14 protein-coding genes and 1 pseudogene are annotated in these 14,260 nt (G+C 63.3%); 9 read left to right on the forward strand and 6 right to left on the reverse strand.

What is annotated here, in order from left to right:
* Positions 1-17: 17 nt before the first annotated feature.
* The gene (locus L1P09_RS24615) at positions 18-1,448 is read left to right on the forward strand and encodes an aminotransferase-like domain-containing protein (protein WP_161893043.1); all 1,431 of its coding nucleotides are present in this window, start codon (positions 18-20) and stop codon (positions 1,446-1,448) included.
* A 60-nt stretch (positions 1,449-1,508) separates the two neighbouring features.
* Complete coding sequence (locus L1P09_RS24620) at positions 1,509-3,062, forward strand: phospholipase D family protein (protein ID WP_054905195.1); 1,554 nt, start codon at positions 1,509-1,511, stop codon at positions 3,060-3,062.
* Positions 3,063-3,099: 37 nt separating this feature from the next.
* Here the strand turns inward: L1P09_RS24620 and L1P09_RS24625 are convergent, their stop codons facing one another.
* Together L1P09_RS24625 and L1P09_RS24630 are read right to left on the reverse strand one after the other, a co-directional pair.
* Positions 3,100-4,239, reverse strand: a complete 1,140-nt coding sequence (locus tag L1P09_RS24625; RefSeq protein ID WP_235768249.1) for an MFS transporter — start codon at positions 4,237-4,239, stop codon at positions 3,100-3,102.
* A 144-nt stretch (positions 4,240-4,383) separates the two neighbouring features.
* Entirely contained in the window at positions 4,384-5,877 is a 1,494-nt protein-coding gene (locus tag L1P09_RS24630) for an aldehyde dehydrogenase (protein WP_144189520.1), read from the reverse strand.
* Between the two features lie 196 nt (positions 5,878-6,073).
* Between L1P09_RS24630 and L1P09_RS24635 the strand changes: the two genes are divergently transcribed.
* Both L1P09_RS24635 and L1P09_RS24640 read left to right on the forward strand, forming a co-directional pair.
* Positions 6,074-6,433, forward strand: coding sequence for a cupin domain-containing protein (locus L1P09_RS24635; RefSeq protein ID WP_009682916.1), 360 nt, complete (start codon positions 6,074-6,076; stop codon positions 6,431-6,433).
* Positions 6,434-6,515: 82 nt separating this feature from the next.
* Positions 6,516-6,719 (forward strand): hypothetical protein, encoded by a 204-nt coding sequence (locus tag L1P09_RS24640; protein ID WP_009682915.1) that lies wholly within the window; start codon positions 6,516-6,518, stop codon positions 6,717-6,719.
* A gap of 67 nt (positions 6,720-6,786) precedes the next feature.
* Here L1P09_RS24640 and rpmG read toward each other — a convergent pair whose 3' ends face one another.
* The gene (gene rpmG / locus L1P09_RS24645; protein WP_003253507.1) at positions 6,787-6,942 is read right to left on the reverse strand and encodes a 50S ribosomal protein L33; all 156 of its coding nucleotides are present in this window, start codon (positions 6,940-6,942) and stop codon (positions 6,787-6,789) included.
* Positions 6,943-6,953: 11 nt separating this feature from the next.
* Positions 6,954-7,190 (reverse strand): 50S ribosomal protein L28, encoded by a 237-nt coding sequence (gene rpmB, locus L1P09_RS24650; RefSeq protein WP_003253504.1) that lies wholly within the window; start codon positions 7,188-7,190, stop codon positions 6,954-6,956.
* A 361-nt stretch (positions 7,191-7,551) separates the two neighbouring features.
* Between rpmB and L1P09_RS24655 the strand changes: the two genes are divergently transcribed.
* Entirely contained in the window at positions 7,552-9,156 is a 1,605-nt protein-coding gene (locus L1P09_RS24655) for an ABC transporter substrate-binding protein (protein ID WP_192441292.1), read from the forward strand.
* Between the two features lie 121 nt (positions 9,157-9,277).
* On the opposite strand, the gene radC is transcribed toward L1P09_RS24655, so the two are convergent.
* Positions 9,278-9,958 (reverse strand): RadC family protein, encoded by a 681-nt coding sequence (gene radC / locus L1P09_RS24660; protein ID WP_029885730.1) that lies wholly within the window; start codon positions 9,956-9,958, stop codon positions 9,278-9,280.
* A 129-nt stretch (positions 9,959-10,087) separates the two neighbouring features.
* On the opposite strand from radC, the gene coaBC reads away from it, so the two are divergent.
* On the forward strand, positions 10,088-11,299 hold the full coding sequence (coaBC, locus tag L1P09_RS24665; protein WP_235768250.1) for a bifunctional phosphopantothenoylcysteine decarboxylase/phosphopantothenate--cysteine ligase CoaBC: 1,212 nt from the start codon (positions 10,088-10,090) through the stop codon (positions 11,297-11,299).
* A gap of 5 nt (positions 11,300-11,304) precedes the next feature.
* Entirely contained in the window at positions 11,305-11,760 is a 456-nt protein-coding gene (gene dut / locus L1P09_RS24670) for a dUTP diphosphatase (protein WP_029885729.1), read from the forward strand.
* On the opposite strand, the gene L1P09_RS24675 is transcribed toward dut, so the two are convergent.
* Positions 11,742-11,882, reverse strand: coding sequence for a hypothetical protein (locus tag L1P09_RS24675; RefSeq protein WP_165944130.1), 141 nt, complete (start codon positions 11,880-11,882; stop codon positions 11,742-11,744). The genes dut and L1P09_RS24675 overlap by 19 nt on opposite strands.
* Positions 11,883-11,898: 16 nt before the next feature.
* Here L1P09_RS24675 and L1P09_RS24680 point away from each other — a divergent pair.
* Both L1P09_RS24680 and argB read left to right on the forward strand, forming a co-directional pair.
* Positions 11,899-13,272, forward strand: a pseudogene (locus L1P09_RS24680) (phosphomannomutase/phosphoglucomutase); the annotation flags it as partial.
* Positions 13,273-13,302: 30 nt separating this feature from the next.
* Complete coding sequence (gene argB, locus L1P09_RS24685) at positions 13,303-14,208, forward strand: acetylglutamate kinase (RefSeq protein WP_009681993.1); 906 nt, start codon at positions 13,303-13,305, stop codon at positions 14,206-14,208.
* The last annotated feature ends 52 nt before the right edge of the window (positions 14,209-14,260 follow it).

Here is a 14,260-nt window from a genome sequence, read left to right on the forward strand (position 1 = left end):
TAGCCCAGGAGTATGCCTTGACCCTTTACCTCAACCTCGCCGAACTGCTCGGTGCCCGCATCGAGCAGGGCCTGTATCGCCCAGGCCAGCGCCTGCCGTCGGTACGCGCCCTGAGCGTGGAGCACGGGGTCAGCCTGAGCACCGTGCAGCAGGCCTACCGCATGCTCGAAGACAGCGGCATGGTCTCGCCCAGGCCCAAGTCCGGCTATTTCGTCAGCGACCACCGCCAGCTGCCAGCGCTGCCTGCAGTCAGCCGCCCGGCCCAGCGCCCTGTGGACATCTCGCAATGGGAACAGGTACTCGAGCTAGTGCGCAGCACCCCGCACAAGGACGTGGTGCAACTCGGCCGCGGCATGCCCGATATCGACAGCCCCACCCTCAAGCCTTTGCTGCGCAGCCTCGCCCAGTTGAGCCGGCGCCAGGACATGCCGGGGCTGTATTACGACAATATCCATGGCAACCTGGCGCTGCGCGAGCAGGTAGCGCGGCTGATGCTCGATTCCGGCTGCCGCCTCGGCCCGGCCGACCTGGTGATCACCACCGGCTGCCATGAAGCGCTGTCATGCAGCATTCGCGCGGTTTGCGAGCCAGGCGACATCGTTGCGGTCGACTCGCCCAGCTTCCACGGCGCCATGCAAACCCTCAAGGGCCTGGGCATGAAAGCGCTGGAGATCCCCACCGACCCGGTCACCGGCATCAGCCTGGAAGCGCTGGAGCTGGCCCTGGAGCAGTGGCCGATCAAGCTCATTCAGATCACCCCCAGCTGTAACAACCCACTCGGCTACATCATGCCCGAGGCGCGCAAGAAGGCTTTGCTCAGCCTGGCCCAGCGCTACGATGTGGCGATCCTGGAAGACGATGTGTACGGCGACCTGGCCTACACCTACCCGCGCCCGCGCACCCTCAAGTCATTCGACGACGATGGCCGCGTGTTGCTCTGCAGTTCGTTCTCCAAAACCCTGGCCCCCGGCCTGCGGGTGGGCTGGGTGGCACCTGGGCGCTATCTGGAACGGGTGCTGCACATGAAATACATCAGTACCGGCAGCAGCGCCAGCCAGCCGCAACTGGCAATTGCCGATTTCATCGCCGGCGGGCACTACCAGCCCCACATGCGGCGCATGCGCAGCCAGTACCAGCGTGGCCGTGACCTGATGAGCGATTGGGTAACGCGCTACTTCCCGGCGGGTACCCGGGTCAGCCGGCCGCAGGGCGGCTTCATGCTGTGGGTGGAATTCCCCGAACATTTCGACACGCTGCGGCTGAACCGCGCTTTACTGGAGCAAGGTGTTCAGGTGGCGGTGGGCAGTATCTTCTCGGCCTCGGGCAAGTTCCGCCACTGCCTGCGCATGAACTTCGCCGCGCGGCCGACGCCACAGATCGAGGCTGCCGTACGCAAGGTAGGTGAAACCGCCCTTCGTCTACTGGATGAAGAAAGCGCCGACGCGTAACTTTGCGCCGCCCGCCACTGTCCAACCTCCACAGCCCTTGCCGCACAGGACGATCCACCCTTGAGACCTCAGCGCGCCTTGTCTTTGTTGCTGATGCTGTTGCTCGGCCTTGCCGGCTGTGCCAGCGTCAGTACCCCACGCGAAACCAGCCAGGCCCTGCCCGCCAACGACTCCGCGTTCGGCCGCTCGGTGCTGCGCCAGGCGGCACCGTATGGCGGGCAGTCCGGCTTTCGCCTGCTGCCCAACAGCAACGAAGCATTTCGCGCCCGCGCCGAATTGATCCGCAACGCCCAAGCCAGCATCGACCTGCAGTACTACATCGTGCACGACGGCCTCAGCACCCGCGCCCTGGTGCACGAACTGCTGCGTGCCGCCGACCGCGGCGTGCGCGTACGCATTCTGCTCGACGACACCACCAGCGACGGCCTGGACACCATCATGGGCACACTCGCTGCTCACCCGAATATTCAGATCCGCGTGTTCAACCCGCTGCACCTGGGCCGCAGCACCGGGGTGACGCGCGCCTTCGGCCGGCTGTTCAACCTGTCGCGCCAGCACCGCCGCATGCACAACAAGCTGTTCCTGGTGGACAACAGCATGGCTATCGTCGGCGGCCGCAACCTCGGCGACGAGTATTTCGATGCCGAGCCCAACCTCAACTTCACCGACATCGACCTGCTGAGCGTCGGCCCTATCGCCGAGCAACTGGGGCACAGTTTCGACCAGTACTGGAACAGCGCGCTCAGCCGACCTATCAGCGATTTTCTGTGGCATGCGCCGGATGCCGACGACCTGCGTGCCAGTCGTCATCGCCTGGAAGTCTCGCTGGCTGAAGCCAGGACCCAGCGCAAGGCCTTGTACGATCGGTTGATGGCCTACCAGTCGCAGCCGCGCCTGGATGTGTGGCGCAACGAGCTGATCTGGGCCCATGCCCAGGCGCTGTGGGATGCCCCAAGCAAGGTACTGGCCGATGACGAGCCGGACCCGCAGTTGCTGCTGAGCCACCAGTTGGCGCCTGACCTGGCCAACGTGCACAGCGAACTGATGCTGACATCGGCTTATTTCGTGCCGGGCGAGCCAGGGCTGCTGTACCTGACCGGCCGCGCCGACGCAGGTGTCTCGGTAAAGCTGCTGACCAACTCACTGGAAGCCACCGATGTGCCGGCCGTGCACGGTGGCTACGCCCCCTATCGCCGGGCCTTGCTCGAACATGGGGTACAGCTTTATGAGCTGCGCCGCCAGCCGGGCGACCCCAGCGCGGGGCGCTTGAGTTTCCGCGGTAGCTCGGACTCCAGCCTGCACACCAAGGCGATCGTGTTCGACCGGCGCAAGACTTTCATCGGTTCATTCAACTTCGACCCGCGTTCGGTCCTGTGGAATACCGAAGTGGGGGTGCTGGTGGACAGCCCGGAACTGGCCGAATACACCCGCGAGCTGAGCCAGCAGGGTATGGCGCCGGCGCTGAGCTATCAGGTGAAACTGCAGGGGGGCAAACTGGTGTGGGCGACTGAGGACAATGGACAGCAGCATGTGCTGACCTCCGAGCCGGGCGGGATGTGGCGCAGGTTCAATGCCTGGGTCAGCAAGGCGGTTGGCCTGGAGAAAATGTTGTAGCGACGATTTTGGGGCTGCTTTGCAGCCCCGAAAACGCTCAGGCAGACACAACCTCAAACGCCCCGCGCCTCTGGGTCAACACCACCAGCCCCGCAGCCCCTGCAGCCATCAGCAACAGCAACGCATGCCCGCTGACCCACTGGCTGCCTGCCCCGGCCAACAATGGCCCCAGCAGGCAGCCAATGCCCCACAACTGCGCCACGTGAGCATTGGCCCGCACCAGTTCATCGTCGCGGTAGCGCTCACCGATCAGCACCAGCGACAAGGTGAAAAGGCCGCCGGCACTGGCCCCGAACAGTACCCACAGCGGCCATATCACCGGCGTGTGCAGCAACAGCGGGATCGCCAGGCTGGAGACCAGTAGCGTTACCGCACAGCCGGTGAACAACGCACGGCGCGACATATGATCGGCCAGCGCGCCGATGGGCAACTGCAGCACAGCATCGCCGACCACCACGGTACCGACCATGAACAAGGCGATTTCAGTGGTGAAACCTTGCTGCAGGCAGTACACCGGCAGCAACGTCAGGATCATTGCCTCGAACGAGGCAAACAGGGCGATGGCCCAGGCAATCACGGGCAAGCGACGGCAGAACCTGAACAGGTCGCCGAAGCCGACACTGCAGGCTTCGGTGCTCGGTGCACCGCCGCGCCCCAACAGCACCAGCGGCGCGAGCAGCAACAGGCCGGTGGCGGCCCAGAAACCAAAATCGTCAGCCGAACCGAGTACGCCCAGCACCAGCGGCCCAGCCAGCTGGCTCAAGGCGTAGCTGCTACCGTACAGCGCCACCAGGCGGCCGCGCCATTGCTCGACCACCAGCTGGTTGATCCAGCTCTCACCCAGGATAAACACCACGGTCAGGGACATGCCGATCATCAGCCGCAACAGCAACCACAGCGGGTAGCTGGGCAATAGCGCGACCAGGCCGATGGACAACGCACCACCCCACAGGCAGATGCGCATGGCCGCAGGTAAGCCGACCCAGCCGGCCAGGCGGCTGGCCAGGCTGGCACCCGCCAGTACCCCCAGCGCAGGCATCGCGGCCATCACGCCGATGGCGAAACTGCCATAGCCCCAGGCTTCCAGACGCAGAGATACCAGGGGCATGCTCACGCCCAGCGCCAGGCCGACACTGAGCACTGATGCCAGTACGGCGAAGTAGGTCCCCCAACGCATTGCTGCCTCCCAGGCCAAGAATTTTCCATGGCCCATTCGCGGGTAAACCCGCTCCCACAGGTACACCACCACCCTTGAAAGCGGTGCAGTACCTGTAGGAGCGGGTTTACCCGCGAATGGGCCGCAAAGCGGCCCCTCCTGGAATTACAGCTTGATCCAGGTCGCCTTCAGCTCGGTGTATTTCTCCAGCGCATGCAGCGACTTGTCACGGCCGTTGCCCGATTGCTTGAAGCCACCGAACGGTGCGGTCATGTCGCCGCCGTCGTACTGGTTGACCCACACGCTGCCGGCGCGCACGGCCCGCGCAGTCTTGTGCGCCTTGGAAATGTCCGCCGTCCAGATACCGGCCGCCAGGCCGTACGGGGTGTCGTTGGCGATAGCGATGGCTTCTTCGGCGGTGTCGAAGGCAATCACCGACAGCACCGGCCCGAAGATTTCTTCCTGGGCGATGCGCATGGCATTGGTCACGCCATCGAAGATGGTCGGCTCCACATAGGTGCCACCGGTTTCCTCCAGGGTGCGCTTGCCGCCGGTCAGCAGCTTGGCGCCATCCTTGTGGCCGGCCTCGATGTACGACAGCACGGTATTCATTTGCTGGGTATCGACCAACGCACCCACGGTGGTCTCTGGATCCAGCGGGTTACCGGGCTTCCAGCCTTTCAGGGCCTCGACCACCATGGGCAGGAACTTGTCCTTGATCGAGCGCTCGACCAGCAGGCGCGAACCGGCAGTGCACACTTCGCCCTGGTTGAAGGCGATGGCACTGGCGGCAGCCGCAGCGGCCGCTTGCAGGTCCGGTGCATCGGCGAAGACGATGTTCGGGCTTTTGCCGCCAGCCTCCAGCCAGATTCGCTTCATGTTCGATTCGCCCGCATAGACCATCAGTTGCTTGGCGATCTTGGTCGAGCCGGTGAACACCAGCGTGTCGACATCCATGTGCAGGGCCAACGCCTTGCCCACGGTGTGGCCGTAGCCTGGCAGCACGTTCAGTACACCCGCCGGGATGCCGGCCTCGATCGCCAGTTGCGCGATGCGAATGGCGGTCAGCGGCGATTTTTCCGAAGGCTTGAGCACTACCGAGTTACCGGTGGCCAGTGCCGGGCCGAGTTTCCAGCAGGCCATCAGCAGCGGGAAGTTCCACGGTACGATGGCACCGACCACGCCGACTGGCTCACGGGTAACCAGGCCAAGCTGGTCGTGTGGGGTGGGCGCGACCTCGTCGTAAACCTTGTCGATGGCTTCGGCGGTCCAGTGAATGGCCTGGGCTGCACCGGGGATGTCGATGCTGGAGGAGTCACCAATCGGCTTGCCCATGTCCAGGGTTTCCAGCAGCGCCAGCTCTTCGACGTTCTGGCGCAGCAGGTCAGCGAAACGGATCAGCGTGGCTTTGCGCTTGGCCGGGGCCAACTGCGACCAGACGCCAGCGTTGAAGGTGGCACGCGCGTTTTCCACGGCACGGTTGGCATCGGCCAGGTCGCAGCTGGCAACCTTGGCCAGGAAGCGTCCGTCGACCGGGCTCAGGCACTCGAAGGTTTCACCGGATACGGCATCGGTGTATTCGCCGTTGATGAAGGCACGGCCTTCGATCTTCAGTTGCTGGGCGCGTTGTTCCCAATCCGCACGGGTCAGGGTGGTCATACGAAACTCCTCCTCTTGTTTAGGTGCAACGCCGCACTGAGGACTCACAGGCGTTGTCAGAATTCTGGCCGGGCGACGAGCGCACACTGGCAAGCGATACCCTAAACCAGCCACTGTAAACTATCAATATATTTGACACGGGAGGCCCAAAAGCCTACTGATGTTAATTTTATTTAACAAGAACAGGAGCCGCACCATGAACATCGCCAGCATCATCGACTTCGCCCAAGTGCTCACTGAAGCCGAACGGTACCGCCCTGCGGCTGAAAAAATCCTCAAGGGTGAGCCAGACCAGGCGGTCTACAACCATTACTCCAGCCCATGCGGGCAGTTTGCCGCAGGCGTTTGGGAGGGTGAGGTCGGCCAGTGGAAAGTGAACTACACCGAGCATGAATACTGCGAGATCGTTCAGGGCGTTTCGGTACTGCGCGACGACAACGGCGGTGCCAAGACCCTGCGCGCCGGCGACCGGTTCGTAATCCCGGCCGGGTTCACAGGCACCTGGGAAGTGCTTGAGCCGTGCCGCAAGATCTACGTCATGTTCGAGCAGAAGTAATTATGTAGCGCAGCTGGCCAGGCGGCATGCGTGAGGATGGCCCTGCCCACAACGGGCCATTCACCTCAACAGGAAGATCACCATGACCAACGATGACGTCAAACAAGCCCTCGCCCACCTGGTCGGCGCCCCTTACGTGCCAGAGCTCAAAGACACCATCTGCGCCATTACCGGTCGCTCCCGCGTGGTCGGCCCCACCGACATGTGCACCCGCGAGTTCGACCCTACCCGCATCCAGATCAGGACCGACGCCAACCAGGTGATTCAGGGCTTCGAATTCAACTGACCTTGCAGCAGGCATAAAAAAACCCGCGTCCTTACGGATGCGGGTTTTTTTTCAGGTCGCCGATCAATTACTTGATCTTGGCTTCCTTGTACACCACGTGCTTGCGAACAACCGGATCATATTTCTTGATCTCGATTTTGTCCGGGGTGGTGCGCTTGTTCTTGTCGGTGGTGTAGAAGTGGCCGGTACCGGCACTCGAAACCAGACGGATCAATTCACGCATGATGCTCTCCCTTAAACCTTGGCGCCAGCTTTACGGATGTCAACCAGAACGGCGTCGATGCCGCGCTTGTCGATGATACGCATGCCTTTGGCGGAAACGCGCAGACGCACGAAGCGCTTCTCGGATTCAACCCAGAAACGGTGGTGCTGCAGGTTCGGCAGGAAACGACGACGGGTTTTGTTGTTTGCGTGGGAAATGTTGTTCCCGGTTACTGGACCCTTACCAGTAACTTGACAGACTCTCGACATGACTCAGCCCTCTAAAACCACATGCCCAACCCGGCATGGGTTGGCCGCTTAATCTCTCAGTCTTTGGCGCCTGGGCGCCGTGATTCTGGAGGCCTTATCGACCGGATCCGCTTATGCGACAGGCCGAGCCCCTAGAAAAGAGCGCTGCTTTATACCAGAAAGACCTGGCTGCAACAATAGTTGATGCACATTGGCGCAAGCCCGATTCAGCCGGGGCAGCATACCTTCAGGCCCCGCCAGCCGTCGACCGCTCGTCGCCACATTTGTAAAAAAGGATGTGGTCATTTCCCGACAGGCACACTAGGGTAGGCTTTTTCCAGACTGCACTGGCAGATGGGCCACTGACAGCCAAGGAGCCACCATGCGTGCCGCCGCCCTTTCCTTATTGTTCAACTCCCTGTTCACCGCCACCCTGTTCGCGGGTGGCATCGCCCAGGCCGCGCCCCTGAGCGTTTGCAGCGAGGCCAGCCCCGAAGGCTTCGACGTGGTGCAGTACAACTCGCTGACCACCACCAATGCCACCGCCGACGTGCTGATGAACCGCCTGGTGGAGTTCGATGCAGCACAGGGCAAAGTGGTGCCGAGCCTGGCGGCCAGCTGGACGGTCTCGGCCGACGGGCTGGTGTACGACTTCACCCTGCGCGACGGTGTGAAGTTCCATACCACCCCGTACTTCAAGCCCACCCGCGAATTGAATGCCGATGACGTGCTGTTCAGCTTCCAGCGCATGCTCTACCCGGCCCATGCCTGGCACAAGACTGCACCCGGCGGCTACCCGCACGCCCAGTCGCTGCAACTGGGTAGCCTGATCAAGGCGATCGACGCCCCGGGCCCGAACACCGTGCGCTTCACCCTCAGCCACCCAGACGCCACGTTCCTGGCCACCCTGAGCATGGGCTTCGCGTCCATCTACTCTGCCGAATATGCCGACAAGCTGCTCAAGGCCGGCACGCCAGAGAAGCTCAACAGCCAGCCGATCGGCACCGGGCCGTTCACTTTCCAGCGCTTCCAGAAGGACGCAGTGGTGCGCTACCGCGCCAACCCGGACTACTTCGGCGGCAAGCCGGCAGTCGACCCGTTGATCTTCGCCATCACCACCGATGCCAACGTGCGCCTGCAGAAGCTCAAGCGCGGCGAATGCCAGGTCGCCTTGTCGCCCAAACCGCTGGATATTGCCGAAGCGGCCAAGGACGACAAGCTCAAGGTGGCCAGTACGCCCGCGTTCATGACCGCCTTTGTCGCCATCAACAGCCAGCACCCGCCACTGGACAAGCCGGAAGTCCGCCAGGCGATCAACCTGGCCTTCGACAAGCAGGCTTACCTCAAGGCCGTGTTTGAAGACTCTGCGGTGGCGGCCAACGGCCCCTACCCGCCCAATACCTGGAGCTACGCCAAAGACTTGCCCGGCTACCCTCTGGACGTGAAAAAGGCCAAGGCCCTGCTGGCCAAGGCCGGCCTGGCGGAGGGCTTCAGCACCACTATCTGGACGCGGCCATCGGGCAGCCTGCTCAACCCCAACCCAAGCCTTGGCGCGCAAATGCTGCAGGCCGACCTGGCCAAGGTCGGCATCAAGGCCGAGATCCGCGTGATCGAATGGGGTGAGCTGATCCGCCGCGCCAAGGCCGGCGAGCATGACCTGCTGTTCATGGGCTGGGCCGGTGACAACGGCGACCCGGATAACTTCCTCAGCCCGCAGTTCTCCTGTGCGGCAGTGGAGTCGGGCACCAACTTCGCGCGGTTCTGCGACAGCCGCCTGGACCAGCTGATCAGTGCCGGGCGCACCACCAACGACCAGAGCGTGCGTAGCCGGCTGTACCAGCAGGCGCAAACCCTGATTCAGCAGCAGGCACTGTGGGTGCCGTTGGCGCACCCGACGGCGGCAACCTTGCTGCGCCAGGAAGTCGAGGGATACCAGGTCAGCCCGTTCGGGCGGCTGGATTTCAGCAAGGTGTCGGTGGCCAGGTAGATCTGCACCGGGCTCTTCGCGGGCACGCCCGCTCCCACAGGGACATCACCGCCTTCAAGGCCGGCGAATATCCTGTGGGAGCGGGCTTGCCCGCGAAGAGGCCAGCACACAACTAAACGGCCTAAGCCACGATCCACCCCTGCTCAACCATCGACAACGGCTCCCCGTCGCCAATGATGATGTGATCCAGCACCCGCACGTCGATCAATGCCAGCCCGCGTTTGAGCGACAAGGTCAGGTGCACATCGTCCTGGCTAGGCTCACTGTTGCCTGAAGGGTGGTTATGGCACAGGATCAACGCGGCCGCGTTGTGCAGCAGTGCCCGCCGCACCACCTCCCGCGGGTAGACGCTGGCCCGGTCGATGGTGCCCCTGAACAGAATCTCGAACGCCAGCGGCCTGTGCTTGGTGTCCAGAAAGAGGCAACCGAACACCTCGCTGGGCTCATGGCGCAGCATGGCCTTCAGGTAACGCCGCACCGCCTCGGGCCCTTCCAGCACCGCTGCGCGCGCGATGTGCTCATCCAGGTAACGCCGGCCGATTTCCAGCAGCGCTTGCAACTGTGCGTACTTCACAGCGCCTATGCCCGGCTCGCGCAGCACCGCCGCGCGCTCGGCCTCAAGAAACTGCCGCAGCCCTCCAAAACGCACCAGCAGCCCGCGTGCAAGGTCCAGCACATTGCGCCCGGCCACGCCCGAACCGAGCAACACGGCCAGCAACTCGGCGTCCGACAGCACCGCCGCCCCCCGTTGCAACAGCTTCTCCCTTGGCCGATCTTCAGCCGGCCACTCTCTGATATTCATCCCTGCCCCTCTGCCCTTGCTGCGGCCCATTTCGGCCCTGTGTTAATCTATTTCGCCTCGTACATGCGACGTTCTGCCGCAGGCATTTGCAAACGTCGCCGCCCGCTCTCACTGGAAAAAGGCAAGCCTATGCAGCGGCTGTATCGCAAGCGCATCGTTCTCGGCGTGGGGGGCGGCATTGCCGCCTACAAAAGCGCCGAGCTGATTCGCCGTCTCCTGGAGCACGGCGCGCAGGTGCGCGTCGTCATGACCCGTGGGGGTGCCGAATTCATCACCCCGCTGACCCTGCAGGCGCTGTCGGGCCACCCGGTGCACATGGACCTGCTGGACCCGGCTGCCGAAGCGGCCATGGGCCACATCGAACTGGCCAAGTGGGCCGACCTGGTCTTGATCGCCCCGGCCACCGCCGACCTGATGGCGCGCATGGCCCAGGGCATGGCCGATGACCTGCTGACCACCCTGGTACTGGCCACCGACGCCACCGTGGCGGTGGCCCCGGCGATGAACCAGGCCATGTGGCGCGACCCGGCGACCCAGGCCAACCTCGACCTGCTCAAAAGCCGTGGCATCCAGGTATTCGGCCCGGCCTCCGGCAGCCAGGCCTGTGGTGACGTGGGCCTGGGGCGCATGCTCGAGGCCACCGAGCTGGCCTGGTGCGCGGCAGAAAGCTTCAAGCGCCAGGCCCTGACCGGCAAGCATGTGCTGATCACCGCCGGGCCGACCCAGGAAAACATCGACCCGGTGCGCTACATCACCAATCATAGCTCCGGCAAGATGGGTTTCGCCCTCGCCGAGGCGGCAGCTGAAGCAGGGGCTCGGGTGACCCTCGTGACCGGCCCGGTGCACCTGCCAACCCCGGACCGGGTAAGCCGTATCGACGTGGTCAGCGCGCGGGACATGCTCGCGGCCTGCGAGGCGGCCATGCCGTGCGACCTGTTCATTGCCTCGGCAGCCGTTGCGGACTACCGCCCGGAAGTCGTTGCCACACAAAAACTGAAGAAAGATCCTACGACCGGCGACGGCATGCTGCTGCAGATGGTGCGCAATCCCGATATCCTTGCCACCATCGCCGGCCGCGCCGACCGCCCGTTCAGCGTCGGCTTTGCCGCCGAGACCGAACACCTGCTCGATTACGCCACGCGCAAGCTCAAGGACAAGAACCTCGACCTGATCGTCGCCAATGATGTGGCCAACCCCAGCATTGGCTTCAACAGCGAAGAAAATGCCTTGACCGTGATCGACCGCCAACAGCACCAAACCCTCTTCGCGCAGACCAGCAAGGGCAAGATCGCCCGGCAACTGGTCGCCTTCATCGCCGAACGGCTCAACCAGGTTCGATAAGTTACATGCACGCTCTTCAAGCCAAGATCCTCGACCCACGCCTGGGCAGCGAATTTCCGCTGCCAACCTACGCCACCCCCGGCTCCGCTGGCCTCGACCTGCGCGCCCTGCTCCAGCAAGACACCGTCCTCGAACCAGGCCAGACCCTGCTGATTCCTACCGGCTTGTCGATCTACATCGGCGACCCGGGCCTTGCCGCCGTCATCCTGCCGCGCTCGGGCCTGGGCCATAAGCACGGCATCGTGCTGGGCAACCTGGTCGGGCTGATCGATTCGGACTACCAGGGCGAGCTGATGGTGTCGTGCTGGAACCGCGGCACCACCCCTTTCACCATCGCCGTGGGCGAGCGTATCGCCCAGCTGGTGCTGGTGCCGGTCGTGCAGGCGCATTTCGATATCGTCGAGGCCTTCGATGAAAGCCAGCGCGGCGCTGGCGGCTTCGGTCACTCCGGCAGCCACTGAGCCGAAACACGACCGTTCAGGCCAAGGATGGCGAACTCTCTGGTGAAACCACCGTCCAAGCGTTCAATTTGCGCCTGCCCAGAAAGCCTTTGATTAATGGAGCTTCCAGAGATGAACGACATGGCCCACCTGGTCCCCGCCACATTGCCAGACAGCATTTTCCGCGCGTATGACATTCGCGGCGTGGTCGGCAAGACCTTGCACGCCGAAACCGCCTACTGGATTGGCCGCGCCATTGGTGCGCAAAGCCTGGCCCAGGGCGAACCGCAAGTCTCGGTAGGCCGCGATGGCCGCCTGTCCGGGCCAATGCTGGTGGAGCAACTGATCAAGGGCCTGGTCGATGCCGGTTGCCAGGTCAGCGACGTCGGCCTGGTGCCAACCCCGGCCCTGTACTACGCGGCCAACGTATTGGCCGGCAAGTCGGGCGTGATGCTGACCGGTAGCCACAACCCGTCCGACTACAACGGCTTCAAGATCGTCATCGCCGGCGACACCCTGGCCAATGAACAGATCCAGGCCCTGCTGACCCGCCTGAAAACCAACGACCTTACCCTGGCTGCAGGGCGTGTGGAAAAAGTCGAGATCCTCGACCGCTACTTCCAGCAGATCGTCGGCGACGTGAAGCTGGCCAGGAAGCTCAAGGTCGTGGTGGACTGCGGCAATGGCGCCGCCGGTGTGATCGCCCCCCAGTTGATCGAAGCCCTGGGCTGTGAGGTGATCCCGCTGTTCTGCGAGGTGGACGGCAACTTCCCTAACCACCACCCGGACCCAGGCAAGCCGGAAAACCTCGAAGACCTGATCGCCAAGGTCAAGCAGACCGGCGCCGACATCGGCCTGGCCTTCGATGGTGACGGCGACCGCGTCGGCGTCGTGACCAACACCGGCAGCATCGTCTACCCCGACCGCCTGCTGATGCTGTTCGCCCAGGACGTACTGGCACGCAACCCGGGCGCCGAGATCATCTTCGACGTCAAGTGCACCCGGCGCCTGACCCCGCTGATCGAACAACACGGTGGCCGGGCGCTGATGTGGAAAACCGGCCATTCGTTGATCAAGAAGAAGATGAAACAGACCGGTTCGCTGCTGGCGGGCGAGATGAGTGGTCACATCTTCATCAAGGAACGCTGGTACGGTTTCGACGACGGTATCTACAGTGCCGCGCGCCTGCTGGAGATCCTCAGCAAGGCCGAACAGAGCGCCGAAAACCTGTTTGCCGCCTTCCCGAACGATATTTCCACGCCGGAAATCAATATTGATGTGACCGACGAGGGTAAATTCAGCATCATTGATGCACTGCAACGCGACGCCGACTGGGGCGAAGCCAACCTGACCACCATCGACGGTGTGCGGGTCGACTATGCCCATGGCTGGGGCCTGGTTCGCGCCTCCAACACCACACCGGTGCTGGTACTGCGCTTCGAGGCCGACAGTGACGCCGAATTGCAACGTATCAAGGATGTTTTCCGTACCCAGTTGCTGCGGGTTGATCCTGAGCTGCAACTGCCGTTCTGACCGATTATCTGTTCCTCACAGGAGCCCTGCATGACCCTCGATCGCGATGCCGCTTCCCATGTAGCCGAGGTTTTGTCCGAAGCGCTGCCCTACATCCGCCGCTTTGTCGGCAAGACCCTGGTGATCAAGTACGGCGGCAACGCGATGGAGAGCGAGGAGCTCAAGACCGGCTTCGCCCGTGACATCGTGCTGATGAAAGCGGTCGGTATCAACCCGGTGGTCGTGCACGGGGGTGGCCCGCAAATCGGCGACCTGCTCAAGCGCCTGTCGATCGAAAGCCACTTCATCGACGGCATGCGCGTGACCGATTCGGCGACCATGGACGTGGTGGAAATGGTGCTGGGCGGCCAGGTCAACAAGGACATCGTCAACCTGATCAACCGCCATGGCGGCAGCGCCATCGGCCTGACCGGCAAGGACGCGGAGCTGATCCGCGCACGCAAGCTGACCGTCAGCCGCCAGACCCCCGAAATGACCACCCCGGAAATCATCGACATCGGTCACGTGGGCGAAGTGGTGAGCGTGAACACCGACCTGTTGAACATGCTGGTCAAGGGTGACTTCATCCCGGTCATCGCGCCAATCGGCGTGGGTGTCAACGGTGAGTCCTACAACATCAACGCCGACCTCGTGGCCGGCAAGGTGGCCGAAGCGCTGAAGGCCGAGAAGCTGATGCTGCTGACCAACATTGCGGGCCTGATGGACAAACAGGGCCAGGTCCTGACCGGCCTGACCACGGAGCAAGTCAACGAGCTGATCGCCGATGGCACCATCTACGGCGGCATGCTGCCGAAGATCAAGTGTGCGCTGGATGCAGTGCAGGGCGGCGTTAACAGCTCGCACATCATCGACGGCCGCGTGCCGAATGCGGTGCTGCTGGAGATCTTCACCGACAGCGGCGTGGGCACCCTGATCACCAACCGCAAGCCGCGCTGAGTGATCGGTTAGCCTGTACCGGCCCCTTCGCGGGCGTGCCCGCGAATAGGCC

The sequence above is a fragment of the Pseudomonas juntendi genome, assembly GCF_021560075.1.
In the GTDB taxonomy this organism is placed as follows: Bacteria; Pseudomonadota; Gammaproteobacteria; order Pseudomonadales; family Pseudomonadaceae; genus Aquipseudomonas; species Aquipseudomonas juntendi.